We start from the raw sequence: 25,998 nt of genomic DNA, 5'->3' as shown, positions 1-25,998 counted from the left end.
TCCGTAATAAAAATAACCATTGAGAAAGATATTTACGCAATCGTTTGAAAATTTTTTAGAAAAATTACCCTATGTTCATCATTGATTGCAAGCACTTTAGTACATTTACAGTTCAGACCACTTAAAAGGTTTGAACAATTAAGTTGGGGAACTTAGGAAATGGTTACTTTATTGTGACCATTTTTTTTACCCAAAACTTACGCCTCTGTGATTACTTCATTACCAGCAAAATAAGCTTCTAGCTCTTTAAGAGTCGCTGGTGAGGTAATAATGTCTTTTACAAGTTCTCCTTTTTCAAGTACAACTATACGCTCACAAACTTCTGTAACGTGCTGTAAGTCATGACTAGAAACTAGTACCGTTACTTCTTTATCAATTGCCATTTGCTTGATGATTCCTTTAAGCCTTATTTGCGTAGTTGGATCAAGATTTGCAAAAGGTTCATCAAGAATAATAACATCAGGCTTGCCAATAAGCGTAGCCACAATACCCACTTTTTTCTGATTTCCCTTAGAGAGATCTCGTAAATACTTGCGTTTTCCTATAATCTCATCATTAAAGAAGTCTTCAAAAGTTGCGAGTAACGCATCTACATCTGCCTTATTCTCACCTCTCAAGTCTCCTATAAAGTAAAAGTATTCCTCTGGTGTTAAGTAACCTATGAGAAAAGTCTCGTCTATAAAAGATGCAGTGTGTGTTTTCCAGTCTTCACTTTCGTGTACTTTTACACCTCCATTTTCTATATACCCAGAACTAGGTTGTATAAGATCTAGTAAACAGCTGAAGAGAGTTGTTTTACCAGCTCCGTTATTACCCACAAGTCCAAAAGATTGACCTCTAGGAATCTCAAACCCTTCAAGATTGAGAACTGTTACTCCGTTATATGATTTTGATAAGTTGTTTATAGTAATCATAATCTGTGTTATTTAGTTTGTTTGTAAGCCTCAAGCGTTTTATACTTCTCGCTCTTATATATTTTAATAATCTGGTTAAACACTTTATCCCTAAAGGCAAAACCTATCAATCCTACTATAGCAACAAGTGCATATCCTAGCATAGGACCTACTGTAAAGTGACCTATAGCATACAACGCCATTGGGCCGAGCATTTTTGGCAAGCTCACGAATAATGTTTTAAGGTTAAAAGAACTCTTATCACCGAAGGCTTTTTTACCACTCTGTAAGTCTATAGGCGTTTTTATAAACGCGCCACCCAGTAATACCAAGTGAGCGTTAATTCCCATATTAAAAATGGCGCCTACAATGATGGCGAGTAGTACATCTACTCCAAAATAAACATAAGGAATACAAAGTATCGCAGAGATAAGGGTGGCAATTACCACTAGTAACCACTTTGATTTTAAATACTCTTTATAAGCGATATTTTGCGTCATCATGAGCGGATAGTAAGCACTATCCCATGATGGAACAAACTGACCAAAACTGAACAAAAACCCTCCTGACACAAACACTGCCGCAAACATCATCCAGAACGGACCACTATAAACCTCTATAGCATCTCCAAAAAACAACAATCCATAAAACAAAAACATCATACTCATAAAGACCGTAGTCTTAGAGCGTTTATTTCTCATTATGAGTCTAATGTCATTTTTGAGAAATGTAGATTGTTTCCCAAAACGGTCTAACCATTCTAAATCTCCACCGCTTGCTTCACTCACCTTTTTTGCCAGCCCTGCATCAAGGTATAATCGTGCTAAGAAATATTTAAAAGCGATGGTTGCAACCACAGCAAGTAGTGCTATGGGGAAAATAACCGTCCACTTAGTTTCATACAACCCTTGAAAGAATGGCTGAGTGAAAGCAGTAATATCAAAATATTCATAATACTGAGCAGCACCTAGAAGTGCAAAAAGTGCTCCCATACCTATTACTAACCACAACTTATCATTCAAAAAGACATTGATAAAGTTATTTGCATATATAAAACAGAACATTGCAATGTGCCATACCAATACTCCCAGCGGATTGAAGCCTTGTGTAATTAATACAATAGAGAATGGAATAAAGAAAAATGCATGCATCCAGTTCCAGAAAGAAAGTACCGTCTTCCCTAGTGCAAATTTCACAATTTTGGTTTTCTTAAAAGGCAGTAGTAACAGCGGCTTGATATTTACTACTGGCATTTTCTGACCCATGTATCGTATAATAAGATCACCTACTACATAATAAATCATAAACATATTTACCGTAGTAAATGGTTCGAGATCCATTTTCTCAAGAAGGAAATAGAGTCCTACACCTGCACCTCCTAAGTACAATATCATCATCAAAACCCCAAAAATCATCAAGATCTTGAGAGCGAGGTTGGTTTGAAAAGAAGCACTTCTAAAAAAAGCCTTCCACTCTAGACTTATAAATTGTTTTACCATAATTACAGGTTATTTAGCGAGGTATAGGTATTTAAACTCTCGATAATGTTACATACAAAACGCAATCGTTTGTATTTTTACAAAAAAAACATAATGTCACAATTCCATACACTTCATATACAAAGCATTACGCGCGTTACAGAAAAATCTGTGGCAGTAACTTTTGCTGTTCCAGATTCACTAAAAGAAGATTTCAACTTCTCTGCAGGACAATATATAACTTTAAAAACTCAAATTAATGGTGAGGAAGTTCGTCGCGCATATTCTCTTTGCAGTACTCCTCAAGAAGGACTTACTGTTGCGATAAAAGAAGTTGAGAATGGTACTTTTTCCACCTATGCAAACCGTGAGTTAAAGGAAGGTGATACCATGGATGTTCATACACCAGAAGGACGATTTAAAATTGAAAATTCCGCTTTCGCGAAAGCGCAAACCTACGCAGCCTTTGCCGCAGGATCAGGAATCACGCCTATCTTATCAATGATTAAGACTACTTTATCACAGTCTGCAGATAGTAAGTTTGTTCTAGTGTACGGAAACCGCACCGAAGAAGAAGCCATGTTCCGCGATGAGTTAATTGCTTTACGTGACCAGTACAAAGATCGTTTCTCTATAGAGTTTATTTACTCTCAAACACGAGTAGATGGAGCACATTTTGGACGTATTATGAAGGCTACAGTTAATTTTGTAGTGAAAAACAAATATGCGGCAAATGACTTTAACGAGTACTTCTTATGTGGTCCAGAAGCCATGATCAAAGAAGTTTCTAAAGTGCTTAAGGAAAATGACACTAAGGAAGAAAATATACACTTCGAACTTTTTACAGCAAGTACAGAAGAGGTAACTATAGATGCCAACCTAGATGGTAAAACTGCTATCAAAGTAGTTTGCGACGATGAGGAATTTGAGTTTACTATGGAGAAAGATGCTGTCATTCTTGATGCAGCCTTAGATCAAGACATAGATGCTCCACATTCTTGTCAAGGAGGAATATGCAGCAGCTGTATTGCGCGTGTAACAGAAGGAACGGCAGTTATGTCACAAAACCAAATCTTAACAGACTCAGAAGTAGCCGAAGGGTTAATACTTACCTGCCAGGCGCATCCTACCTCAGCATCGATTGTGGTAGATTATGATGATGTGTAGTCGCTAGGTTTTTAAAAGAAAAGAAAGAAAACTCTCATAGTAATCAGAATGAATTCGTAAAGACCTGACAGCTTTTAAAAGCTGTCAGGTCTTTTTTGTTTAATAAAATAACTGAAAATAATTTGTAGGAAAAAACAATGTTGACTACATTTAACACCTAACTAATCAATCACTTATGAAATCAAAACACTATCTTAGACTATAATTTGTTTTAATTTGTTTACAAGTTGTGAAAGTGATGAAAGTTTTGATAACAGCGAAAACATTGAAGAAATCACTCTTTTACCTGATCACCACGACAACTCATATAGTACTAGAGCTATAGATATAAAAGATAATCCAAAGCTTTTAGAGTTTCTAGAGAAGGATGTCGGGAGAAAGCAAAGAAATAATAAAGGTGGTAGTGCTATTATAACAGATTTCGGAGAAGTACCCCTTGACAACATACAGCAAGTTATAGACACAATAGGCAACGTAAACTACACATTTGCTTTACGAACAAACAAGCAACACGAGAACCGATTTTTTAATCTTGTGATTAGCCAGTCTTCTGAAGACCAGAGTCCCACTCCATATATTGTTGAGTATGCAATGACGCCAGAATTTAAAGAGCGTTATAATATCGAAGAAGTAAATATGGAATCTTTTACAGGTTTTATACGTACCTATTTGCTTGCAGACTTTGACGACAGTGTAAGAAATATGAATGACTGCTCTGAACTTCCCATCGTAGTACCAATATCTTCTTCTGGTTATTGTGGAGAAGAAGAAATGGAAGATGGGAGTAGTGATACAAATGACGGGCATGGTGACCCCGTAGATGATGGTGATACTTCTGGAGGAGGCGGAACAAGTGGTGATGATTCAGGTGTTGGTACTGGACCAAGCGGAAATAGTTCTAGAAGTGTCACTTGTAACACAAGTATTTCGACCCAAGGTTGTAGTATTTGTAATTGTCACTATGGTACATCTACAGAATGTACAGCAGGTTTTAAAGGTTCCACTATACTTACGACCTCTTGTAGTGATGGCACAGTAAATATTACAGAAATCACAATAAAAAATATGCGTTCTTCTGGTTGTGGCCCTTCTGGAAATATGGCTATAATACCAGTTCCTTATAAATCTCTTGAAAGAGTCCTTAATCTTACTGATAGTGAAGCTGATTGTCTAAATGAAAACTGTGATTTGAAAAATCAAATTAACCAATTTGTAAACCAAAATGAGGTGACGCTTAATGATCCTGAGCTAGCTTTTGCAAACACCGTTATAGACCAACTAAGCGATAGTTGTGGTATGGATTTTGAAGTGGATTTTGATGAGAGAGTGATACTTGATTCAAGTTTTATTAACAATCCAAGTCTTCTTTGTACATACAATACTTTAAAAGAGAATAGTTCTTCTCTATGGAAAGAAACTGTAGGTAAATTTGTTAACGATCCTAAGTTTAATTTAACTTTTGCTGTTGGAGAATGCTCAAGTACTGATGATCAATGTACTGACGACAGTGATCCAAATAACATCGTTATCTATTTTGAAGACGTAGCTCTTTCTCCCTTAGAGATGGCTGGTGCAATAATGCACGAATCCATACACGCTGAAATAGCTAGATTTGTTAAAGTTCACGAAGTAAATGCCGATATAAACGATCGGCCTCAACTATTTCAGCTTTACACATACTACTCACCTCTTTACGACAATGATGCTGGTGACATTGATCACATATATATGACATTAAATTATGTAGATAAAATTTCCCAAGCATTGAGACAATTTGACAACAATAATTACAGCCTAGATCATTATAAATCTATCGCTTGGACTGGTCTTTCCAAATGGGACGCCAGTAATCTTTTAGCTATGGAACCTTTAGCTAACGAATTTGAAGCACTCACAGATATAGCAATCTCAAATAGTACGGTATGCGACTAATTTTTTTCTTTATTATTCTTTCTTCAGTATCTTGTGTTAATAATGATACTAAAATATATTCGGCACTTTGTGATAAATTCGTAAAACCATTCCCTCCTCCCTACAAAAAGGAAAATAATAATATATCTCAAAAAGCCTTAGACTCTTTATTCCAAATTCCAATTAATGTGGGTTTTGATAAAATTCTTTTCGAAAAACCTAAAGCAAATATTGAAAACCAAAAAATACAAAATGTCTCCCAAAAAGTTGAAACTTTTAGTCTTCAAAACTTAAAACACGTCAAAAGAAATTTTAATATTTCCGTCATTAAGGAAAGTACTGATAGAAACCTCTTTTTTAAGGAGAATAGAGCCATTATCAAATTCTCTCAAATAAATTACGATCCACTTCTCGATGAAGCTTTTGTCTTAATAGGAATTGACTACGGTTATTTAAGTTCGTCATTAAGATGGGTCAAACTAAAAAAAGAAAAGAACTTTTGGGCGATTAAAGATTCTAGGGTTTTAGAAAAATCTTAGAATAAAACAAACTCATTAGTTTCAAAATGATACAAATACGCCACCTTGTAATTAATTTGTTTTTTACGTCATTAATCTTAATAGGTTGCAAATCTCATGAAAAGGATACCCTCCTTGGTGAAAACACTACTTGCAATGTCCTTAACATCCTTAATGTTGATATAAGATTGGATCAATTCCCTATCATGAAGAAGGATGCCGTTATTCTAGATGAAGCCTTAGATCAAGACATAGAAGCTCCACACTCTTGTCATGGCGGCATATGCAGCAGCTGTATTGCTCGTGTAACAGAAGGAACAGCAGTAATGTCACAAAACCAAATCTTAACGGACGCAGAAGTTGCCGAAGGGTTAATTATAATCAAAATTGTAACTAGATGAAAGCAAAATGGTGTTTTATAATTTTTATATTAAATACAATCTATCTGAATGCTCAAAAAGATTCTGTCTTTATTTATATGGATGAGTCGACAAATCTTATGGTTGGTAAAAATCATAATTACAGCTTAGAAATATATATTCCTAGTTCAGACAAGCGCTTTTCTTTCGATACTTACAATTTCTTACCTTTAAATGAAGTTGCTTTTGATAAAGTTCCCCTAAATCAAATGGAAAAATCGCTTCCAGACGACACGATAGTTTTGTCTCGATCTGACTTGAGTACCTTTACATCCTGTGAACTACACGAATATCTTAGTGATTCTAAGCAAATTTATTTTGTAAGAGATGCTGGTAGTCAGGAGTTTGTATATTTTAATGCTATATATTTAGGCACGACAAAAAATTTACAAACTTTAAAAATGCATCATTAAAACTAATTCTCTTTTAAGAAGTTTGTTCCTGTAGCATTTAATGAGTTGGAAATGATTATTGGACTTACTGATAGTGAAGCTGATTGTCTAAATGAAAACTGTGATTTGAAAAATCAAATTAACCAATTTGTAAATCAAAATGAGGTAACGCTTAATGATCCTGAGCTAGCTTTTGCAAACACCCTTATAGACCAACTAAGCGATAGTTGTGGTATGGATTTTGAAGTGGATTTTGATGAGCAGATAATTGAGGATGCGACATTTTTAAACAATGATTGCCTTAGGAACATGTATATTCAAGCTGGAGGTGCAGAAACTTTTGCAAATTATCTAAATAATTTCGATGGTGATATGAGCGTTGCAAATTTGAAACTTGCTGCGAATCCAAATCTTCAAGATAATGTGAATGCTCAAACAAGTGCTCCTGAGAATTATTTGATAACTTTAGAATTTAACCCAAATAACCTTGACAGACCAAGTTTGTCAATAGCTAGAACGTTCATTCATGAATTGATACATGCTGAAATTTTTAGAAAGCTTTTATCTATATCACAACACCCGAGTATAAATTTAAACCCTAACCAAGTTATTCAGTTGAGAAATGACTACCCTGGCCTTTATGACTACTACACTAGATGCAGATGGAATATTCCACAAGGACAGAACCCTTCATCTCCTCAACATGAGGCAATGGCTCAACATTACAGAGATATAATTAAAAGTGCCTTAAGAGAGTTCGACCCAAATCAACCAGAGGAAGTTTACGATGCTCTATTGTGGGACGGACTAATGGGTTCTGGAGAGTTAAATTATGCAACTGGTTTGTATGAGAATTCTACAGTAGCTTGGACAAGCTTAAACGAAACAGAAAGACTCTCCGTTATTTCTGTTCGAAATAATTTTAATTGTGAATAAAATGAAATATACCTTTTTTTTAATATTATTTCTTCCACAGATATTATTTTCACAGAAACCAGAACAAGTGATTTTGATATTCGATGATGGACAAGATACAATTAGTTTAAAAAAAGAATTAGAGATATATACTCTAGAAGGAAAGTATACTTTTCAACATAATAAAAATAAGCACACTAAATATGACATAGAATACAAACAAATTGATGAGGACAATATAAAATCTTATTCCGTTTTTAGAAAAATTAATGAAGGTAAAACATATCCAGATTATTTTAATGAGTATTCCATCTATATCTATGTTGGTAATAAAGATGCTACTGGATGTCTCGTTCAAGTTGAAAGAGTATGGATTGTTAGTGATACGATTATAGACTAAGTATAAAAAATGGCTTTAGGAAGAGCTAGACCTAAATAAAGATCAAACTGACATTTTAAGAGGGTACTTATTGTCTACTCAAAATATGCCAGAGGTTTTAAAATACGCTTTGAATCAATATTATCCAGCAACCACAAGTAACTGTCCAAATTAAAAAATATGAAAATCAGCAACTTAATTGCTTTATTAGCCTTGGCTTTATTATCGAATACGTACACTATTGCTCAAGGTACTATTGTCAATATCATATTTGAAGAAGGCAATAATGTTATTAGGAATATAATACCTAAAACAGATGACTCAAATAGGATTGAAATGTTCTTATTCAAAAAGGAGAAGTGTGATTGTAAAAATGACAGTTATTATAATTATTTTTTTAAAGACGGAAAGCTTCAAAAGGGTATTATAGGAACTACAAATTACCCTTCACCACCTCAATTAAGCTTATTATATCAAGAAGTATAGACATAAAGTCAAAAGAGTTCAAAAAAGCAAAATAAAGGAGAATATTATCTTCAGTACTGATATTGTATTTTCTGTATGGAAATCCTTTGAGGACGTACTAAGAGAGGCCTCAAAAATTTATATTTTAACAGAAGATCCAGAACATAAAAAATATTACATTTCTTATGAGGTTTCTTTAAAGTACAAAAACTTATGATATTAATACTTACCTGCCAAGCGCATCCTACTTCAGCTTCGATTGTGGTAGATTATGATGGTGTCTAGTCTTTTACGATAACATATTTTTAAAACTCATTAGGTATAGCTACTTAATGAGTTTTTTCTTTTTAAACACTTGCATGTACTTATCATTTGTAGATATATTGCACGCTTCTTTTTAGGAGAATGAAAATTTTCACAAAAGCTATCACTTTACTTATTGGACAAAATTATGGACGTAAATCAACAAGAGTTTCGAATATTATCTACCCTACCCGCTCAAGAACTTCAATCCCACGTTGATCGCTATATATTGTTTATGAAGACTACCTATAATGTAAGATATGTAGGTTTTGCAGTAGTTGGATTATTTGCTATTTACAACATTTTTATAGCTGGAAAACGTGTTACTTATTCAGAGAAGCATATTATAGAAATGACAATGCTCACACTAGGAGTCTTAATAATAGCTATACTTATTTGGTTTTTAGTTTCCATTCTTAAGAAAAATGCTACGCTCAAAAAAGGACTAAGAGCAACTGCAGAACAGCATCTCTTAGACAAAAAATCATTTTTAAAGGAATTTAATACTCTTGTTATAGCTCAACATGATGGTAAAGGCGTTTATAAAATATAGCGTACTTAAAACACATGCAGCTCTCGCTGTACTCACCTTTGGGTGTTGATGTTATACTAAAGTTCAGTTATCTTGGTTTATATAGATATATCTTGTTTGAATATATGATTAGACTTGTAAGAATACATTTAATCCATGTGGACCTATTACCGTGATGTAACTTTATACGCCGCAGGCATTTGCTTAGTGTTTGGGCTTGTTCACGTTCCCGCTAGTGAACGTATCGCTGTAGGTATATTTACCACCATCATTATTTTTGGAGTTTTCGGCACTGGTTTAGGCGTTTTGGCATTTGCATATTTTCAGAAGCAGCAATATTATATGTATTATAATATTGGCTTTACAAAGCGCTATTTGATACTACGTGCATGGGCAGTAAATTTTGTTCTTGCCTGTATACTCACTGTATTTGTTCTTCCCTTTCTATGAAAAATGAACTTAACGTACACGGTCTTTACAAAAACTTTGGAAGGAAAACCATACTCACAGATGTATCTTTTATTCTTAGTACAGGAGATGTTTTAGGACTTTTTGGAAAAAATGGTTCTGGAAAATCTACCCTTCTCAAAATTCTTTTTGGAACACTTAAACCTACGCGCTTAGAGCTTAGCATAAATGGTACATCCATAGCACCTAAAACCGTCATACCTGAGCAACTTATTGGTTACTTACCACAAGAAAGTTTCTTACCCAAGCATTTAAAAGTAAGAGATATTATTCCGCTATTTCATGAAAACGGTGATGATCAAGACGCCATCTTTAGAGCTTCATTTGTTGAGAAAATTGCTTCAAGAAAGGCAGGTCTACTCTCCATGGGAGAAATACGCTATCTAGAATTACTACTTGTCGCAAACCTCAACCATCCGTTTTTGATGCTTGATGAACCTTTCTCTATGATAGAACCACTTTACAAGGAGAAAATAAAAGAGTTTTTAATTTCGCTTAAAGCGAAAAAAGGAATCATACTCACAGATCATTATTATACAGACGTTCTTAATGTTTCTACTAAGAATTTGATCTTAAAAGATTGCGTTGCTCATGAAATACATACTTCACAAGATTTGAAAGATTTTGGCTATTTGAAGTGATTAAACTTTTTGAAAATCTGCTACTCAAGCTCTTTGTGTGATCTCTCCTAACGTCGAGATGACAATCTGTAGTCATTTGGACAGAGCGAGGTACGAGCGACGAGAAATCGCATAACGTTTCCTATGGAGCTATATTCCTAAGCCGCTTGTGTGATCTCTCTTAACGTCGAGATGACAGTTCCTTTTTTCGCGAAAGCGCACTTCTATATAAACTTCTTGATAATAGTTGCCACAGGCTCTATAGCAGTCGTTTCTTCTATAGATGGCCCAGCTACCCAAACTGTTTTATATGTAGCACTCTGAGCGGCTTTTGTGGTGTCACGCATTCCTTTTGCAAAGCGTATAGCCTTTACCCACTTCTTAAGCTTCTTATTTTTGTTAAGTAAGCCTTCTAACCACGTTTGCTTAGTCCCTATCTTTTGAACGTAAGGCGTGTTTATGACAGTACAAGGTGTACCAGAAATCTTTTGAGTCATCACGATATCTTTAGCACCGAAATCTACGCAAGCTTGTTTGTATTCTTGTGATACTGGAGCCTCTTCTGATGCTATAAAAGGGCTTCCTATACTTGCTCCTATAGCACCGTAAGACATAGCGCGTTCGAGATCTGCTTTATTTGCAACGCCTCCAGCGGTGATTACTGGAATTGCACAATTTTCATCAAGTTCTTTTATCAGTGCTTCGGGAGCGATGTTACCTCTGTGACCTCCTGCTTGATTGTTTACAGCAACGAGCGCATCACATCCCATAGCCTCCACCTTTTTTGAATAGCCAAGGTCTGTTACATCACAAAACACTTTGATTCCCTTAGGTTTTGCTTGCTCAATCACCATCTGTGGGGATCCTAAGGATGTAATTATAAAGTCTACTCCTAGCTCACAAGCCGCTTCCAGCTGTGCAGGATATTTCATGTTTGACTTATTTACAATGAGATTAATACCAAATGCTCCTCCTGGAACTTTGGCAGCCTTAAGCTCAGTAATTGCAGCCTTAAGCTCATCTATCGTTCTATAATTGAGTGCTGGCACACAAGCAGCAATTCCGTTTTCCATTCCGGCTTTGAGCATCGCTACATTAGACACTAAAAACATAGGTGCCATAATGATAGGATGTGTAATTCCAAGTAAATCTTTTAGGGTAGGTTTTGTTGTGCTCATAACATTCAATTTAAACAAATATAATCAATCTTATTATGCGTGCATAATACTTTTATGTTAGATCGTATCCGTGATTTTATCAACAATATCAACAGGTAAGATAGTCGTCATCACATTCTCATACCCTTCTGGCACTACGTTTCCATAAATAGAAGTCGGTATTTCTGGATACTTTATTCTATCTGAAAGTAGGCAGTTTACTTCTTGATTAAATGGTGCAAATCCTGCATGTGGGTGCGTTACTCCCCACAACGTTACGGTAGGAATCCCATACATTGCTGCTAGGTGTGCATTACCGCTATCCATAGCGAGCATACCATCTAGCTGACTAATAAGATTAATTTCTTCTTTAAATTTGAGTTTTCCGGCAACCACCTTTGTCATTATGCAACCTTGCGAAAGGTCTTTAAGTATCTCCTCCTCATCTGGTGCTCCAAAAAGGAATAAATTGTATTCTTTTTTATCATCTAGCTGTCTAATTACTTGTTCCATCAAGTCTAGTGGATATTGCTTTCCTTGGTGTGCTGCAAAAGGCGCGATACCAATCCACTTTTTATGACAACCAGCAGTAAACTCTACAACCTGATCTTGTTTGTTAGGTTTAGGGAGTGGTTCTGGTATAAAATGATGTCCGTCTAACCCTTCAATAACATCTTGATATCTTGCTATTGTGGTCTTAAGGGCTTTAAAGACTTTATCTGTGCTTCTAGTAAGCGCCTTTTTATCTGGTCTACCTTTATCTAGACAAACGCTGGGAAGATTAAGAAACTTACGCAGCATTTTTGACCGAATTACATTGTGCAAATCTGCGACATGTGTAATTCCTAACTTTTTAAGTTGGCGCGATAATTTCCACATACCGCTTACACCTTTGTGTATGGTATTTACTTCTGCTGAGATAAATGTGACATTAGGTATTGCTTCTACAATAGGCCTAAAAAAAGGTTTTGAAAGGAAGGATATTTTTATTTCTGGGTTCGCTTTCGCGAAAGCGTACACCACAGGCACCGTCATCGCAACGTCTCCCATTGCAGAGAGACGAATGATGAGCATGTGTTTTTGTTGAACCATTATCTCGCTAGACTTGTGAAGGGTTTATCGATTTTAAACTAAATCCTTCAACAGATAATTATTTTTTAATGTTGCGAAGGACTGGGTTGAGCTCATCGTCATTGTACATCTTCATCTGCTTATAGACTTTCATGTACTTATCTCCCTTTGAGATATCCTCAAGCAAGGTATCTATCGCTGTCGAAAGGTCTACGCGTTGCTCAAGTAATATGTCAAGTTTAGTTTTACAAGCTGCTCGGTGTGCATCACTAGCATCTGTGCGAGTTGCTTCCTCGTCCATATGGTATACTTTGAGCGCTAGAATGGATAAACGATCTACTCCCCAAGCCGGACTTTCTGTATTAATTGTAGCATTCTCTTTAACCTCAACACTGTTATATTTTTCAAGAAAATAGCTGTCTATATATTCAACCATGTCTGTGCGATCTTGGTTAGACGCATCAATCTTACGTTTTAGAGTCAAGGCTGCTACTGGATCAATCTGCGGATCACGAATAATGTCTTCATAATGCCACTGCACCGTATCTATCCAGCATTTTCTGTATAATAGGTGACCCAATAAATCTTCTCCCTTATCATACTTATTGATAAAAGGTTGATCTACCGTATTTACTAAATGATAAGTGTCGATTGCTTCTTTAAAAATGGCGTTTGCCTTTTCTGTAAACATATAATTGTTTTCTATAATGTAATTATTCTATAATGCGGAGTGCTCCATACAAGGTATAAATCCTCTGAGGCATACGGGTGATAGGCATGGTCTACAAAGATATTATTTTTTGAGTTGGCATAGCGACCTGCCTTTACTTGTTATAAGTAGCATTGGATTTAGAAACAAGAGCTGTCAAATTAAGGTAGTAGATGTATTATGATAGGTAATAATATGATAAACCATAATAAGCTTTCCTTAAATAGCAAGCTCTCTGTATTTTCGAGATAATTACTTACAATGATGGTCATTACGGGTATAATAAAGTACCACTCTGCCCCTGTTTTTGTGGTGGTAAATAAGATTACCACTAGTCCCACAGCTAGTATTCCTAAAATAACCGAGTATCTACTTTTTGATCCCGTAGAAGCCCTTCGTTGTTCGCCTAGATATTTCCATATAGTCCACAATAATGTCCCTATGAAGAAAGCAATTGCCGCGAGCACCTGTAAATTATTATAAGCTGTAAAATCTAGTGATATAGATTGAAATGATAATGACACCTCAGAAGGATCACCCACTTGAAACAATAGAATAGAATAATAAATTACACTAAAGCTCAGTAATGCTAGTAGCGGAATAAACAGATACCTTACTACCGTGATTCTATAAAATAATAACGCTAGATAAATTGCTATAACGTACAACCAGCTAAAATAAAAAGCTAGAGAGGCTAATAATATCCACAGTGCCGCGTCAAAAATTTTGCGCTCCATGTGTAATTCTGACTTGAAACTGATGATCCTACGTAGCGCAATTAAGATAAAGAAACCAGCTATTAATATGGCGTGATCCTTTAGAGCGACTGGTAATGCCAGGCTAAATGCTGCAAACAAGAGTACTCCATATGAAGATCGCTTAGTAAGGTCATTTTTTTGAGAAACAAAACTTAATATAAACATAGTGAGCACATAAAGTACCCACATGCCCAATGTTTTAGATGTACTTGTCCATGAAAATGGTTCTGTAATTATACCTCTGTGGCTATAGAAAAACCCTAAGGTCATATATATCAAAACAACGGCAATAGCGAGTGGTTTTGAAGTCCCAAAAAATCTTGTGAGCATAGCTAGTTTTTTTCCTATTTTTGCAATAACATCTTTACTAGATGCATAATTAAGATTTCAATATTGTAAACATACAACATTATGAGTTTGACAGGATTTTTCGAAGGCATTGAAGAATTTGCAGAAGCAACTTTATTTGCACCTTTTAACGCCCTTGCCGAATTAGAATTGAGCAACTGGTGGCTTGCTAACGGAGTAAACTGGTTATTTATGCTCATTTGTGCAGCTGCAATCGTATACTGGATTATGGAAATTAAAAAGTATGACGATAACGATACAGAATACCGCGAAGCAAAAGCTCACGGTTTCTTAGGTAAAAACAGCGAGCTAGAAAGCAACCTTTAATTTACTATAGGTCAAAACCTATATCTGTACGATAATTCATCCTATCAAAATGTAGTTTTTCTATATTCTGGTAGGATTTTTTTATGGCCTCTCTGTAATCTTCATGGAAGGAAGTGATAGCAATCACTCTACCGCCATTAGTAACCACTGCGCCATCTTTTTCTGTTGTTCCTGCATGAAAAGCAATAGATCCTTCAATTTTTTCAAGCCCTGTGATTACTTTTCCTTTTTCATAAGCTTCTGGATATCCTCCAGAAACAAGCATTACTGTAGCCGCACTTCTAGCATCTACCTTAAATTCTTGCTTATCTAATGTTTGATTATCCACCGCTTTGAAAAGTGATACAAGATCAGACTGAATACGTGGTAATACTACCTCTGTCTCAGGATCACCCATGCGTACATTGTACTCAATTACCTTAGGTTCATCCCCTACTTTTATAATACCAATAAATATGAATCCCTTGTAATCTATATTTTCTTTAGTAAGACCATTAACCGTAGGCTTCACAATACGGTCTTCTATTTTTTTCATAAAAGCATCATCTGCAAATGGAACTGGGCTTATTGCACCCATTCCTCCAGTGTTAAGTCCTTTATCACCTTCACCTATACGTTTATAATCTTTGGCTGTAGGAAGCACTTTATAATTTTTACCATCTGTAAGTACAAACACACTAAGTTCGATTCCGTCTAGAAACTCTTCAATCACTACGGTCGTACTTGCATCGCCAAATTTACCACCAAGCATGCTTGCTAGTTCCTCCTTTGCCTCATTAAGATCCTCTATGATTAAAACTCCTTTACCCGCCGCAAGACCATCTGCTTTTAATACATATGGAGGATTTAAAGTTTCTAAAAACGCTTGTCCTTTCTCTAGTGTTTCTACCGTAAAGGCTTCGTAGGCAGCCGTAGGAATATCATGAGCAATCATAAATTCCTTCGCTCGCTCCTTACTCCCTTCAAGTTCTGCTCCTTCCCTGCTTGGTCCAATGACAGCAACGTTTTTTAGAGCATCATCTGCTTTAAAGAAGTCATATACTCCTTGCACAAGCGGATCCTCAGGTCCTACAACAACCATTGTTATTTGTTCCTTAATCACTAAAGTTTTGATAGCTTCAAAATCGGTCATGCCTATGGCAACATTAGTTGCAATTTGAGCAGTACCTGCATTTCCTGGTGCAACAAAAAGAGAATCACATTGCTCGCTCTGTGCTAGTTTATAAGCAAATGTATGCTCGCGTCCTCCAGAACCTAAGATTAAGATATTCATTATGGTATATTTTGCGTTTAGACAAAAATAAATGTTTGTATTTTGGCTCCCTAATTAAGACGATGTGAATTTATTCAACTGGGCTTTAAAAATGAAAGGATTTGATACCGCTTTCGCGAAAGCGGAATTGCAACGTATCATAGATATCCCAGAAAGTGAATATGCAGCATATATATCTGAGCAGAAAAAAAAGATAGTTACCCATCACGAGATTTATAATTCTTTTTACAGGAGTCTTCTTACCGAAAGAGGTGAGAAAGACTGGGAAACACTGCCAGTGTTAACAAAAGCAAATCTACAACAGCCTCTTGAAAATAGGCTTTCTCAAAACTACGACCGCAAGACGGTGTACGTAGGTAAGACCTCTGGATCTTCTGGACATCCTTTTGTTTTTGCAAAAGATAAAGACGCTCATGCATTGAGCTGGGTGAGTTTCCAAAAAAGATATAACTGGTATAGTATTGATCTAGACACTTCAAAACAGGCTCGTTTTTATGGGATTCCACTCACAACAATTGCCTATCAAAAGGAAAGACTCAAGGACAAACTAGGTAACAGGTATCGTTTCCCCATTTTTGATCTTTGCGAGCATAAGCTTGCCGGTATGGTTAAAAAATTCAGCAAGACACCTTTTGACTATATAAATGGCTACACAAGTAGCATTGTATTACTTGCTAAGTATCTGAGAAAGCACCAAATTATACTCACCGATATTTGTCCGACTCTTAAAGCATGTATTGTCACCAGTGAAATGCTATTTCCTGATGATTTAAAATTAATGGAGGAGCAATTTAATGTCCCAATCATTAATGAATATGGAGCCTCAGAAGTAGGACTTATAGCCTTTCAAAACAAGAAGAATCAGCTTGAGATAGACAGTGAACTGTTATTTATCGAAATTCTTGATGATAACGATAAGCCTGTACCTCATGGTGTGGTAGGGCGTATTGTAATCACATCTTTTTATAATAAAGCACATCCTTTTATACGTTATGATATAGGTGATATGGGATCTTTATCACCGCAGAGCACACTTAAAAAACCTATTTTAGAAAACCTACAAGGTAGAACAAGTGATATTGCACGTCTTCCTAGCGGTAAAGTAGTTCCTGGACTAACATTTTATTATGTAACCAAAAGCATTATAGAGGAAGATGGCAATGTAAGTGAGTTCATTATTGAGCAAACTGCTCAAGATTCCTTTACATTTATTTATATCTCTGAAAGACCACTTAATGCTCACGAGAAAATAAATATTGAAAAGACTACCGCCAAATATCTTGAAAGTGGGCTAAAACTTAGGTATGAAAAAGTAGATGTCATGGACCGTAGTAATAGAGGAAAGCTCAAACAGTTTATATCTTTAGTCTCCTAGACATCATATCGCTGTATCCATTTAGGTCTCATTACAAAATACTCCCAAAAAAAGCGTACTAAGTATAGTGTGGCTGCTACATGAGAATATCCTAGGCAAGTTTTGTAAAACTGGTAGTTGTACTCAACAAGATTTAATTTATTTGAGCTCATCGAGCCTTCACGTACTCTATAAAAAGCCAAGTCCTCTTGCAAACCTAAGGCGGGTTTTTCGCTCTTCTTTATAGCATCTAACCACAGCGCCCAGTCTTGTCTTTTTCTAACGTCTGGAGCGCTTATTTTACCTATTGAGGTTACATTATAAATACCTGTGAGATTTCCCACATAGTTATTGCTGTGTTGCTTTTTGTAAGTGAGTTTTGGTAATGCCACGATGCGTTTACCAAGTGGCTTTCCACTTTCATCTATATGCACATAGCTGGTATAAGAAACGTCACAACCTGTTTCTTGCATGAAAGCAATTTGCTTATCTAGCTTTTTTGGGTGCCATAAATCATCTGAGTCTAAGAATGCGATGAAATTTCCTTGGGCAGCTTCTGTTGCAATGTTGCGAGTTTGTGCGGCACCACTGTTTCGCGAAAGCGTAATAAGCTTAATTCTATTATCAAAACCTGCCAAGGCTTTTACAACATCAACAGAACTATCTGTCGAGCAATCATCAACAATAATTTGCTCCCAGTTTTGATATGTCTGGTCTTGTACACTCGCGATGGTCTGCGCAATAAAAGGTGCTGCATTATACAGCGGTGTGATAATGGAAACCAGTGGTTGAGCGTCTTTTTTAATAAGCTTTGTCATCTCCTACAATAGCTTTATAAATTGTATTAAAAACAATTTTAATATCTAAAAAGAGTGACCAATTTTCTACATAGAATATGTCAAATTTTACGCGGTTTACTATATCCTCTTCGGTCTCTATTTCTCCTCTATAACCACTTACTTGTGCAAGTCCTGTAATTCCCGGTTTTATGAAGTGACGTACCATAAACTTATCTATACGCTCCGCATACATATGTGTGTGTCTCACCATATGAGGTCTAGGGCCCACTACAGACATATCTCCTTTGAGAACATTAATAAATTGTGGTAACTCATCCATACTGGTTTTACGCAAGAACCTACCAACACGAGTTATACGACTGTCGTTTTTGCTCACTTGTTCAATATCTGCCTCTTCATTATCTCGCATAGACCGAAATTTATAGCAGTAAAACTCATGATAGTCTAATCCGTTACGTTTCTGTTTGAAAAATACAGTCCCTTTAGAGTCGAGCTTAATTAAAATAGCAAGTAAAGGCGTAAGCCATGTTAATATTCCTACAAGTACAGCAACAGAAAGAATAATGTCAAACGCGCGCTTAATAAACTGATTAAGCGGTTTATCTATGGGGATAGTACGTAGTGATAAGATAGGAGTAATCCCAAGGTACTGATATTCTAATTTCTTTGTAAAGATCTCGCGACTGTCTGGAATGAATTTTAATATCTTAAGATTATTATCTGTAAATTCAGATATTTCTCTTAACTCTTCATTTGTAAACTGCTCTACAGAGCAGTAAACCTCATCTACATTATTTTCTAATATGTAATTAAATATGCTATCAAGAGATACACTTGGATCTTTAATGTCAAAGGTGCTACTCACTACGTAACCATATCTTTTATTTTCATCAAAAAACTTTTTAAGCTCCTTGACCTGTACATTCCACCCTAAAATAACAACGCGACGGTGGTTACCTCCTAAAACCGCTCTATATGTCTTTAACAAATAGAACACTCCAAACTTATTGATTCCTACGCCTACAAAAACATATAAAACATATAGAAATACAGCTACTAAAGAGGCGTCTATTTTTTGAAATAGACCAAAGAACGCAAAAACAAGTAATGCAAAAATGAATAACTGTAGTAGTAATAGGGATACAATACGTGTGGGCTTAGTATACCTATAAACTTCATAAAAATCTGACTTGATTGTTGAAAAAATCCAAGTAGTTGTAATGTATAATGAGAACACCACAAAATTTTCATTCATGATGAGGCAGACCTTAGCGAGTAATAAAATTATCACTAAATCTATAACATAAATTGCGGGCCTTATGTAAAAGGAATACCTACCTACGCGTTGCGCCATACTTACTTACGTATGTGTTTTGAAAAGTCTTTATGCTCACTTTTATATAATTGCTCTTGGGGTAAACTTTTAAAATAGTCAAATGTCTTTTTCATCCCTTCTGTACGACCTACTTTCGCCTCCCAATCTAATATTTCGATTGCTTTAGAAATATCTGGTTTACGTTGCATAGGGTCGTCTACTGGTAGATCTTGATAAATTACTTTTTGATCTGTTCCCGTGAGTTTTATAATCTCCTCAGCAAAGTCTTTTATTGTAATTTCATCTGGATTGCCTATGTTTACTGGTAATGCATAATCACTCAATAGTAGGCGGTAAATCCCTTCCACTTGATCATCTACATAGCAGAAAGAACGTGTTTGTAAACCGTCACCAAATATCGTTAAATCTTCTCCCCTAAGTGCTTGCCCCATAAAGGCAGGTATTACTCTACCATCATTAAGCCTCATGCGAGGTCCATATGTATTAAATATACGTACGATACGAGTTTCTAAACCGTGAAAACGATGATAAGCCATCGTGATAGATTCTTGAAAACGTTTTGCCTCGTCATATACTCCCCTAGGTCCTATAGTATTTACATTCCCATAATAATTTTCATCTTGAGGATGTACAAGTGGGTCACCATAAACTTCTGATGTTGATGCAATCAAAATACGGGCATTTTTCACCTTGGCTAATCCTAATAGATTGTGTGTCCCTAAAGAACCCACTTTAAGTGTCTGTATAGGTATTTTAAGATAGTCTATAGGGCTCGCAGGTGATGCAAAATGTAGAATATAATCTAATTCACCTGGCACATGTACAAATGTCGTAACGTCGTGATGATGAAACTCAAATTGTTTTAACTTAAAGAGATGCTCAATATTTGATAAGCTCCCCGTTATAAGGTTATCCATACCAATTACATGAAAACCTTCTTTAATAAACCTATCACATAAATGAGATCCTAAAAATCCTGCAGCACCTGTAACTAAAACTCTCTTCATAATTGATTGATTAATCTATACAGACTTGAAAATCTGTGTTCGTAAAAGTAAGGAAGTATTGCCTGCTTGTAAAGCCTAAGCCCTATAACCTACTCAGGGTTTGAGTAAATTTTTCTAAAATAGGTTTCCTTGCAAATTTTTCAAGTACATACTTTCTTGCAGCTGCACCCATAGTCATAGCTGTATCTGGAGACAAGTTAAGAGTGTCTAGCTGACTCAATATTAACTTATAGTCAATAACCGAATTATAAATCCCACCATTTGAATCAGTTATGATCTTAGCCGGTTCTGCATCCGGGTGACCAGTTATGATAGATGGTTTAGCACTAGCCATCATACCTAGAATTTTTGAAGGCATAACAGTATCTACAACTTCACTTTTTTGAAATAAAATATGCACATCTGCACTAGCGAGTAAACTTGACAATTCTATAAATGGAACTGGTGCGTAGAATTTTACTTTAGTGTCTTTTAGATTTTCCTTGAGAACCTCCATTTTTGCCCCTGCTCCTACTACAATTACTTCAAACTTATTAAAATCTAATGCTTTGATTACGTTAGTGAATAATTGCCAGTCTTGCTTGTCTCCCACATTACCTGAATATAAGATACTAAATTTCTCTTTTGAGAAATAAGAATGTTCTTCAGCCTTTAAAGGGTCACTCTCGTCTTCATCTATCCAGTTGGGGAGATAGTAGTTTTCGGAAGTGGTTTTCTCTTTGAGTTTGGCCAGCATTGTATAACTTATGGTGCTTACACAATCTGCTTTATTAAGAATACTACGCTCTAATTTCATCAAAGTTTTATAAGCAAAACTTGTATTCTCATTGCCAGAGGCAAGACCCGACTGAAAAGCCGCATCAAATTCAAAATCTTGAATATGAATCCAGTGTTTTGCATTACGCTTTTGCGAAAGCGTATTACCTAACCATGCGCTACTCGTAAAAGGGATTACAGAAATCACAATATCACATTCTGTGATTTGTTTAAAATTAAATCTTGACCCTATGGTAAAGTCGGCTATGTGAATAACGCGCTTTAAGAATGTAGGCTCCTTGGGAGTAAACTGCTTATAACGGTAAATATTAATGGTTCCTTTTTTCTCATGCAGATAAGTTCCTTGGTTTTGATATGCTTCTGCTATTTCCCATTTTGGGTAATAAGGAAATGCTGTAATCACCGAAAGCAAAGCCCCTTGTGATTCCAGATATTCTGCTAGTTGTGTGCTGTAAAGTCCTATTGCCGTGTCTTCTGGATAGAAGTTTAAGGAGATAAGCGTGATGTGTTTTCCTTGTAGGTCATTCATAGGGCTTGTAAAAATAGTTTAATTGAATCTCATAATCACAAAACGGATTTATAAGCATCTAGCAATTTTGATACGTTCTGTTGAGGTGTATAGTTTTTCAGAAATGTTTCACGGGCGTTATTTCTCATAATTTCTTGATCTAGATGATCTACTTTTTCAATCACTTCTGTAAGACTATCAATATCGTCTAACTTGTAATGTAATCCATTGTATTGATCTTTAACTAATTGCCCAGCATTTCCAAATGATGGCGCAATCACTGGGGTGCCAAAGGAGAATGATTCTATGATAACTAACCCAAAAGTCTCGTACATCTTAGATGCTGTGATTAATGCTTGAGCATTTTTATATAAGCTCGATAACTCTTCTCCATCTTGATTTCCTACAAATTCTATATTATTATGTAGGTAAGAATAATTCTCAACTACTTCATGAAGGGGACCTGAACCCGCAATTTTGAGTCTTTTATTTGCTTTAATACAAGCTTCTATTACGTTTACAATTCCTTTTTCATCTGAGAGACGCCCTACAAATAGCATATAATTCTCTTTATCGTAGAGGTAGCCTCTATCTTCTGTAAAATTTGGCTTGATTATAACTTGTTGCTCTCTAAAAGTTATGTGAGATTTTTTAAAAATATTTTTAGAAAACTCACTTAGCAGAATCACTTTATCAATATAAGAGGACCATGTATGTAGGTGTCCATGCATGGCGTTACTAAGTACTGGGAATACCGTTGCAATCTTAGATTCTTGATAACAACCATTTTTAATAGCAGGAATGCCCCACTTACTCTTTATACAATCTTCGCAAGGTTTTCCATCTCTAAAAAGAAGCCCGTTACTGCATAGTATTCTGTAATTATGTAAAGTAACTACTACAGGTATGTGAAGCTCTTTGCAAGCGTAAAAAACCGAAGGTGATATTATAGGTAAAAAATTATGGACGTGCACCACATCTGGTAAATTCTCTTGTAAGAATGCTTTAATTACTTTCTTTTGAGAGAATGAATATGGTAGTGATACTGCGGTTTTTAGCTTTCGCGAAAGCGTATTAATATTATTGTTGTTTACAATATATTGAGAGACTTTATGACCTGCTGCTTCTAGTATTAATTTTTCTCGACTTACAACGATGTCTTCACCGCCTATTTCTTTATATCTATTATGTATTTGAACTATATGCATTTCTTACTGAGAGATATTAGAAGTGAAAACAATCAAAAATGCAGATAATTTAATCACTTTCACAGTTCAAAATGATGCCTACATTAATTTATAAATTTGCAAAGTATAAAGCTTCTTTATATTTGTTGCTTATGTTTTGCCTTCCATAATAACTGGTTTAAAAACATCTGATCCATTATATATTGTATAAAGCGTGTAAGTATATAAACTCCGACAAATATGCCTACGTAATATGAAAATCCATTTGCAAAATCACCTCTCAATAAGAATAATAAATGAATAGAAAAGTAGAGTGCTAAAATCTTCTTGAGATAGTCGTCGCTTTTAAACCATGAAAGAAGCTTTATACATGTGATTGCAAGAACAATAGCCATCATAATGACTCCAAAAATGCCAAAATTAATGTAACCCTCAGATACTAATGGATTAGATAAATTACTGTAATGGAATCCATGATATTCAATAAGGTGCTCACCTACTAACTTTCCAGTGGTTATGGGTTTTGCCTCCCATAAACTACGAGGAACAAAAAATAATAAGCCACTTAACAATTGATTTCCGTATGAAAAGCCCTCATATTTCACGTAATCTAGGGTGGCTGTAATATTTATAAAAGCATCATAGTGTAAGGTATTAAAAACCTGACCTATACCATATCCTTCAAAACTGTCCAATAACACTCTAGGTTTGTCTAAAATCTCCTTAAACGTAGCCGTTACATGCGTGAGCATGGCAGAGAGTGGAAAAACTATAATCATAGAAAAGAACATAAATAGCGTCATTTTAACATTGCTATTAAGTAATCTAGGTGCTATCAAGAAGATAATACAAATGTAGATGGGGCCTAAAGCGTTGCGCTTTTCCGTTAAAGGATTTTTAAACCATAATAAAAACGCTCCAAGAATTAAGAAAAGTAAGACTACAATGATAATGTTTATTGGTAGTTTTTTTCGTTTCTCAAAATATTGAAAGCATAGTACGATTCCTGCAAATGGCATCATAAATAGCACCTTTTTCCACAACAAAAGCATCCCTATCGACGCAGATGACGGGGTCCCACTATGTCTTCTTATTTCTTCTTGTACAAAACCGAAGCTAGCAATAAAAACGAGCACCGTAGCGATAGTGACTATACTAATTAGTACCGGTAGGGTTTTATATTTAGTCTGATCATAAACTGGAATAACTCTCAGTTTTCGAGACTTTTTAAAATAAAGATATGCAATAGCAAAGGTCAGGTTAAATATGATTACAAGCACATTTGTGTGTACAATTGCCGCTTTGGAGTATTTTAATTTCGTTACAAAAACTCCATTTGTAAGGTTTAACTCTCCTATTTGGAGAAGCGGAGAAAGTATAAAAAAAAGAAAGCTGAAGACAAGAAACACAGAAATAAAAGGAGAAAACTCTTTCTCTTGATACAAATGCCACCAGAACATTCCAAATAATAAAAGATTACTTAAAAAAAATGATATCCATACAGAAGTATCTGCACTGAATGTTGCAAATAGAAATATACTTATCATTAGATAAGATAACATCAATATGAGTTTACCTAGCATACATCTTTAAACTTGAATATTCCCAACTATACCCATACTAATTATCTTTTCAAGCCATTGTGATTAGGAATTGCAAATAGCGATTTGGCAGTAAGAAAATTAAAGAATAATGAAAAGTATACAACACCTGCCTCCTTCTCTAAAATATTGTCGGTAAGCATTAAAATGCCATAAAAAATGATAAATAGAATTAGTAATTCGTTGTTAAACCTAACTGCAAAGATAAAGTTTATTATAAGCGTAGATAAGAAAGCTAGAAGTGCTACTACACCACCAATAATCAAAAAACTTAGAAACTGATTATGTGCATTATATCTTCCTTCTTGCAATACTGGTATTTCTAATTCCTGATATTTATCAGTTAAAACTGATCTAAAATCCCCTACTCCATAACCTAAAATAGGGCTATCTAGTATAACATCTTTAGCAACGTTATAAATAGTATATCTAATATTTGTGGAGGTAGGAGCTCCTTCATAGACTGCCTCAATTTTTTTAAATTCTAAAAATTTATCTCGAGTGCGCGGAATTGCGACTATGAGTACCATTAGTCCTATTAAAGCAAAAAGATAAGGCCTTATAGTTATCTTTTTTCGTCGAAAGAGTATAAAGAGAAAAGCAACTATAGTTAAACCAATCATTGACCCTTTCTTTGCGTAAATTAGTAAGAAACAAATTAATATTAGATCTAAGACAATTAAGCCAATTATTTTCCATTTTGTTGATATGGCCTGTAATAAATACACTGAAAAGATAAGAGCAACACTACAATGCATGGATAGATATATAGCATGCATTCCATATTTTCCTACATTTAATTTCATGGTCATAGGAAAGTGTTCTAGCATTTCTATAAAACTATAATGAGTAATATAAAACCACAAAAAAGGTATTACATTAAATAGAACCACTGTAATTATATATGAAAACAAGTACTTATACTTATTTCTATATAAGAAGTTAATATCTCTTTGAGAGTACATAGAAAAACAAAGTGGGAAAACTACAAGAGATAGAAACATGATAAGTCTCTGTACTCCATACTCAAGATTATCACTATAGAATAACGTAAATACCATAACTGTAAAAACGGCACTATTTAAAAAGAAAAACTTAGTATTAAAGGTGTTTCCACTTCTAAAAAAATGTGTACAACTCACAACAGCAAAAAGGCCGATTGCAATCGATTTTATATTAGAGGGTAATAAAATAGAAGCAAATAATAACAAGAGAGCACCATCTACTAATTTGATGCTATTTTGACTCCTTGTTATATCCATTTAATTGAAAATTATTTGAGATTATCTTTTTTTGTTGAGTACTAGTAAAAAAGCCTCGCTTGA

General features: G+C 35.1%; 26 protein-coding genes and 1 pseudogene. 13 read left to right on the top strand and 14 right to left on the bottom strand.

All coding sequences use genetic code 11. The features are described 5' to 3' along the window. Nucleotides 1-197 precede the first annotated feature (197 nt). Complete coding sequence (locus tag KRODI_RS06090; RefSeq protein ID WP_013750710.1) at nt 198-914, bottom strand: ABC transporter ATP-binding protein; 717 nt, start codon at nt 912-914, stop codon at nt 198-200. Between the two features lie 8 nt (nt 915-922). Continuing rightward, complete coding sequence (locus KRODI_RS06085) at nt 923-2,392, bottom strand: DUF5687 family protein (RefSeq protein ID WP_013750709.1); 1,470 nt, start codon at nt 2,390-2,392, stop codon at nt 923-925. Between the two features lie 93 nt (nt 2,393-2,485). On the opposite strand from KRODI_RS06085, the gene KRODI_RS06080 reads away from it, so the two are divergent. The 11 genes and pseudogenes from KRODI_RS06080 to KRODI_RS06030 all read left to right on the top strand — a co-directional run bounded on the left by KRODI_RS06080 (nt 2,486) and on the right by KRODI_RS06030 (nt 10,481). Next, a complete protein-coding gene (locus KRODI_RS06080) occupies nt 2,486-3,538 on the top strand; it encodes a ferredoxin--NADP reductase (protein ID WP_013750708.1) in 1,053 nt (350 codons plus the stop codon). Nucleotides 3,539-3,754: 216 nt separating this feature from the next. Further along, on the top strand, nt 3,755-5,470 hold the full coding sequence (locus KRODI_RS06075) for a hypothetical protein (RefSeq protein ID WP_013750707.1): 1,716 nt from the start codon (nt 3,755-3,757) through the stop codon (nt 5,468-5,470). Continuing rightward, nucleotides 5,461-5,988, top strand: a complete 528-nt coding sequence (locus KRODI_RS06070; protein ID WP_013750706.1) for a hypothetical protein — start codon at nt 5,461-5,463, stop codon at nt 5,986-5,988. Before KRODI_RS06075 ends, KRODI_RS06070 begins: the two co-directional genes overlap by 10 nt. 185 nt (nt 5,989-6,173) lie before the next feature. Beyond that, nucleotides 6,174-6,368 (top strand): annotated as a pseudogene (locus KRODI_RS15520) (2Fe-2S iron-sulfur cluster-binding protein); the annotation flags it as partial. Next, the gene (locus tag KRODI_RS06060; RefSeq protein WP_013750705.1) at nt 6,365-6,799 is read left to right on the top strand and encodes a hypothetical protein; all 435 of its coding nucleotides are present in this window, start codon (nt 6,365-6,367) and stop codon (nt 6,797-6,799) included. The pseudogene KRODI_RS15520 and the gene KRODI_RS06060, both read left to right, overlap by 4 nt. Before the next feature lie 51 nt (nt 6,800-6,850). Next, nucleotides 6,851-7,714 carry a hypothetical protein gene (locus KRODI_RS06055; RefSeq protein ID WP_013750704.1) on the top strand — a complete coding sequence of 288 codons (864 nt, stop codon included), beginning with the start codon at nt 6,851-6,853 and terminating at the stop codon, nt 7,712-7,714. A gap of 1 nt (nt 7,715) precedes the next feature. Then, nucleotides 7,716-8,093 carry a hypothetical protein gene (locus KRODI_RS06050; protein WP_013750703.1) on the top strand — a complete coding sequence of 126 codons (378 nt, stop codon included), beginning with the start codon at nt 7,716-7,718 and terminating at the stop codon, nt 8,091-8,093. 159 nt (nt 8,094-8,252) lie between these two features. Further along, nucleotides 8,253-8,558: a hypothetical protein gene (locus KRODI_RS06045; protein ID WP_013750702.1), complete on the top strand. Its 306-nt coding sequence runs from the start codon at nt 8,253-8,255 to the stop codon at nt 8,556-8,558. A 430-nt stretch (nt 8,559-8,988) separates the two neighbouring features. Then, nucleotides 8,989-9,393, top strand: coding sequence for a hypothetical protein (locus tag KRODI_RS06040; protein WP_013750701.1), 405 nt, complete (start codon nt 8,989-8,991; stop codon nt 9,391-9,393). Nucleotides 9,394-9,528: 135 nt separating this feature from the next. Continuing rightward, nucleotides 9,529-9,822: a hypothetical protein gene (locus KRODI_RS06035; RefSeq protein WP_013750700.1), complete on the top strand. Its 294-nt coding sequence runs from the start codon at nt 9,529-9,531 to the stop codon at nt 9,820-9,822. Next, entirely contained in the window at nt 9,819-10,481 is a 663-nt protein-coding gene (locus KRODI_RS06030) for an ATP-binding cassette domain-containing protein (protein ID WP_013750699.1), read from the top strand. The genes KRODI_RS06035 and KRODI_RS06030 overlap by 4 nt, the downstream gene beginning before the upstream one ends. Nucleotides 10,482-10,684: 203 nt before the next feature. Here KRODI_RS06030 and KRODI_RS06025 read toward each other — a convergent pair whose 3' ends face one another. The 4 genes from KRODI_RS06025 to KRODI_RS06010 all read right to left on the bottom strand — a co-directional run bounded on the left by KRODI_RS06025 (nt 10,685) and on the right by KRODI_RS06010 (nt 14,485). Continuing rightward, nucleotides 10,685-11,638, bottom strand: a complete 954-nt coding sequence (locus KRODI_RS06025; protein ID WP_013750698.1) for an NAD(P)H-dependent flavin oxidoreductase — start codon at nt 11,636-11,638, stop codon at nt 10,685-10,687. A gap of 57 nt (nt 11,639-11,695) precedes the next feature. Then, nucleotides 11,696-12,691, bottom strand: a complete 996-nt coding sequence (locus KRODI_RS06020) for a glycosyltransferase family 9 protein (protein WP_013750697.1) — start codon at nt 12,689-12,691, stop codon at nt 11,696-11,698. A gap of 76 nt (nt 12,692-12,767) precedes the next feature. Further along, nucleotides 12,768-13,379: a DUF4254 domain-containing protein gene (locus KRODI_RS06015; protein ID WP_013750696.1), complete on the bottom strand. Its 612-nt coding sequence runs from the start codon at nt 13,377-13,379 to the stop codon at nt 12,768-12,770. A 179-nt stretch (nt 13,380-13,558) separates the two neighbouring features. After that, a complete protein-coding gene (locus KRODI_RS06010) occupies nt 13,559-14,485 on the bottom strand; it encodes a DUF6427 family protein (protein ID WP_013750695.1) in 927 nt (308 codons plus the stop codon). Between the two features lie 81 nt (nt 14,486-14,566). Between KRODI_RS06010 and KRODI_RS06005 the strand changes: the two genes are divergently transcribed. Next, nucleotides 14,567-14,830, top strand: a complete 264-nt coding sequence (locus tag KRODI_RS06005) for a DUF6341 family protein (protein WP_013750694.1) — start codon at nt 14,567-14,569, stop codon at nt 14,828-14,830. A gap of 4 nt (nt 14,831-14,834) precedes the next feature. Here KRODI_RS06005 and purD read toward each other — a convergent pair whose 3' ends face one another. Next, nucleotides 14,835-16,103: a phosphoribosylamine--glycine ligase gene (gene purD / locus KRODI_RS06000; protein ID WP_013750693.1), complete on the bottom strand. Its 1,269-nt coding sequence runs from the start codon at nt 16,101-16,103 to the stop codon at nt 14,835-14,837. 91 nt (nt 16,104-16,194) lie between these two features. Here purD and KRODI_RS05995 point away from each other — a divergent pair, with 91 nt between their 5' ends. Continuing rightward, nucleotides 16,195-17,478, top strand: a complete 1,284-nt coding sequence (locus KRODI_RS05995) for a phenylacetate--CoA ligase family protein (protein WP_013750692.1) — start codon at nt 16,195-16,197, stop codon at nt 17,476-17,478. On the opposite strand, the gene KRODI_RS05990 is transcribed toward KRODI_RS05995, so the two are convergent. The 7 genes from KRODI_RS05990 to KRODI_RS05960 form a co-directional block, all read right to left on the bottom strand. Continuing rightward, nucleotides 17,475-18,275 (bottom strand): glycosyltransferase family 2 protein, encoded by an 801-nt coding sequence (locus KRODI_RS05990; protein WP_013750691.1) that lies wholly within the window; start codon nt 18,273-18,275, stop codon nt 17,475-17,477. The genes KRODI_RS05995 and KRODI_RS05990 overlap by 4 nt on opposite strands. Next, nucleotides 18,259-19,611, bottom strand: a complete 1,353-nt coding sequence (locus KRODI_RS05985) for an undecaprenyl-phosphate glucose phosphotransferase (protein ID WP_013750690.1) — start codon at nt 19,609-19,611, stop codon at nt 18,259-18,261. The genes KRODI_RS05990 and KRODI_RS05985 overlap by 17 nt, the downstream gene beginning before the upstream one ends. A gap of 2 nt (nt 19,612-19,613) precedes the next feature. Next, nucleotides 19,614-20,600, bottom strand: coding sequence for a UDP-glucuronic acid decarboxylase family protein (locus tag KRODI_RS05980; protein ID WP_013750689.1), 987 nt, complete (start codon nt 20,598-20,600; stop codon nt 19,614-19,616). A gap of 82 nt (nt 20,601-20,682) precedes the next feature. Then, entirely contained in the window at nt 20,683-21,906 is a 1,224-nt protein-coding gene (locus tag KRODI_RS05975) for a glycosyltransferase (RefSeq protein ID WP_013750688.1), read from the bottom strand. Between the two features lie 35 nt (nt 21,907-21,941). Next, the gene (locus KRODI_RS05970) at nt 21,942-23,093 is read right to left on the bottom strand and encodes a glycosyltransferase family 4 protein (RefSeq protein WP_013750687.1); all 1,152 of its coding nucleotides are present in this window, start codon (nt 23,091-23,093) and stop codon (nt 21,942-21,944) included. A 116-nt stretch (nt 23,094-23,209) separates the two neighbouring features. Continuing rightward, a complete protein-coding gene (locus KRODI_RS05965; RefSeq protein ID WP_049783431.1) occupies nt 23,210-24,634 on the bottom strand; it encodes a hypothetical protein in 1,425 nt (474 codons plus the stop codon). 62 nt (nt 24,635-24,696) lie between these two features. Next, a complete protein-coding gene (locus KRODI_RS05960; protein ID WP_013750685.1) occupies nt 24,697-25,935 on the bottom strand; it encodes an O-antigen ligase family protein in 1,239 nt (412 codons plus the stop codon). Nucleotides 25,936-25,998 lie beyond the last annotated feature (63 nt).

The organism is Dokdonia sp. 4H-3-7-5, assembly GCF_000212355.1.
Classification (GTDB): domain Bacteria; phylum Bacteroidota; class Bacteroidia; order Flavobacteriales; family Flavobacteriaceae; genus Dokdonia.
The sequence above is the reverse complement of the archived record's forward strand: the minus strand, read 5'-3'. Positions and strand labels throughout refer to the sequence as shown.

Coding starts and splice junctions, on each gene's coding strand:
- KRODI_RS06030 (WP_013750699.1), top strand. CDS start 9,819: ATGAAAAATGAACTTAACGTACACGGTCTTTACAAAAACTTTGGAAGG.
- KRODI_RS06060 (WP_013750705.1), top strand. CDS start 6,365: ATGAAAGCAAAATGGTGTTTTATAATTTTTATATTAAATACAATCTAT.
- KRODI_RS05970 (WP_013750687.1), bottom strand. CDS start 23,093: ATGCATATAGTTCAAATACATAATAGATATAAAGAAATAGGCGGTGAA.
- KRODI_RS06045 (WP_013750702.1), top strand. CDS start 8,253: ATGAAAATCAGCAACTTAATTGCTTTATTAGCCTTGGCTTTATTATCG.
- KRODI_RS06020 (WP_013750697.1), bottom strand. CDS start 12,691: ATGCTCATCATTCGTCTCTCTGCAATGGGAGACGTTGCGATGACGGTG.
- KRODI_RS06010 (WP_013750695.1), bottom strand. CDS start 14,485: ATGCTCACAAGATTTTTTGGGACTTCAAAACCACTCGCTATTGCCGTT.
- KRODI_RS05990 (WP_013750691.1), bottom strand. CDS start 18,275: ATGACAAAGCTTATTAAAAAAGACGCTCAACCACTGGTTTCCATTATC.
- KRODI_RS06090 (WP_013750710.1), bottom strand. CDS start 914: ATGATTACTATAAACAACTTATCAAAATCATATAACGGAGTAACAGTT.
- KRODI_RS06040 (WP_013750701.1), top strand. CDS start 8,989: ATGGACGTAAATCAACAAGAGTTTCGAATATTATCTACCCTACCCGCT.
- KRODI_RS05985 (WP_013750690.1), bottom strand. CDS start 19,611: ATGGCGCAACGCGTAGGTAGGTATTCCTTTTACATAAGGCCCGCAATT.
- KRODI_RS06070 (WP_013750706.1), top strand. CDS start 5,461: ATGCGACTAATTTTTTTCTTTATTATTCTTTCTTCAGTATCTTGTGTT.
- KRODI_RS06035 (WP_013750700.1), top strand. CDS start 9,529: ATGTGGACCTATTACCGTGATGTAACTTTATACGCCGCAGGCATTTGC.
- KRODI_RS06005 (WP_013750694.1), top strand. CDS start 14,567: ATGAGTTTGACAGGATTTTTCGAAGGCATTGAAGAATTTGCAGAAGCA.
- KRODI_RS06080 (WP_013750708.1), top strand. CDS start 2,486: ATGTCACAATTCCATACACTTCATATACAAAGCATTACGCGCGTTACA.
- KRODI_RS06025 (WP_013750698.1), bottom strand. CDS start 11,638: ATGAGCACAACAAAACCTACCCTAAAAGATTTACTTGGAATTACACAT.
- KRODI_RS05975 (WP_013750688.1), bottom strand. CDS start 21,906: ATGAATGACCTACAAGGAAAACACATCACGCTTATCTCCTTAAACTTC.
- KRODI_RS06085 (WP_013750709.1), bottom strand. CDS start 2,392: ATGGTAAAACAATTTATAAGTCTAGAGTGGAAGGCTTTTTTTAGAAGT.
- KRODI_RS06050 (WP_013750703.1), top strand. CDS start 7,716: ATGAAATATACCTTTTTTTTAATATTATTTCTTCCACAGATATTATTT.
- KRODI_RS05965 (WP_049783431.1), bottom strand. CDS start 24,634: ATGTTATCTTATCTAATGATAAGTATATTTCTATTTGCAACATTCAGT.
- KRODI_RS05980 (WP_013750689.1), bottom strand. CDS start 20,600: ATGAAGAGAGTTTTAGTTACAGGTGCTGCAGGATTTTTAGGATCTCAT.
- KRODI_RS05995 (WP_013750692.1), top strand. CDS start 16,195: ATGAAAGGATTTGATACCGCTTTCGCGAAAGCGGAATTGCAACGTATC.
- KRODI_RS06015 (WP_013750696.1), bottom strand. CDS start 13,379: ATGTTTACAGAAAAGGCAAACGCCATTTTTAAAGAAGCAATCGACACT.
- purD (WP_013750693.1), bottom strand. CDS start 16,103: ATGAATATCTTAATCTTAGGTTCTGGAGGACGCGAGCATACATTTGCT.
- KRODI_RS06055 (WP_013750704.1), top strand. CDS start 6,851: ATGATTATTGGACTTACTGATAGTGAAGCTGATTGTCTAAATGAAAAC.
- KRODI_RS05960 (WP_013750685.1), bottom strand. CDS start 25,935: ATGGATATAACAAGGAGTCAAAATAGCATCAAATTAGTAGATGGTGCT.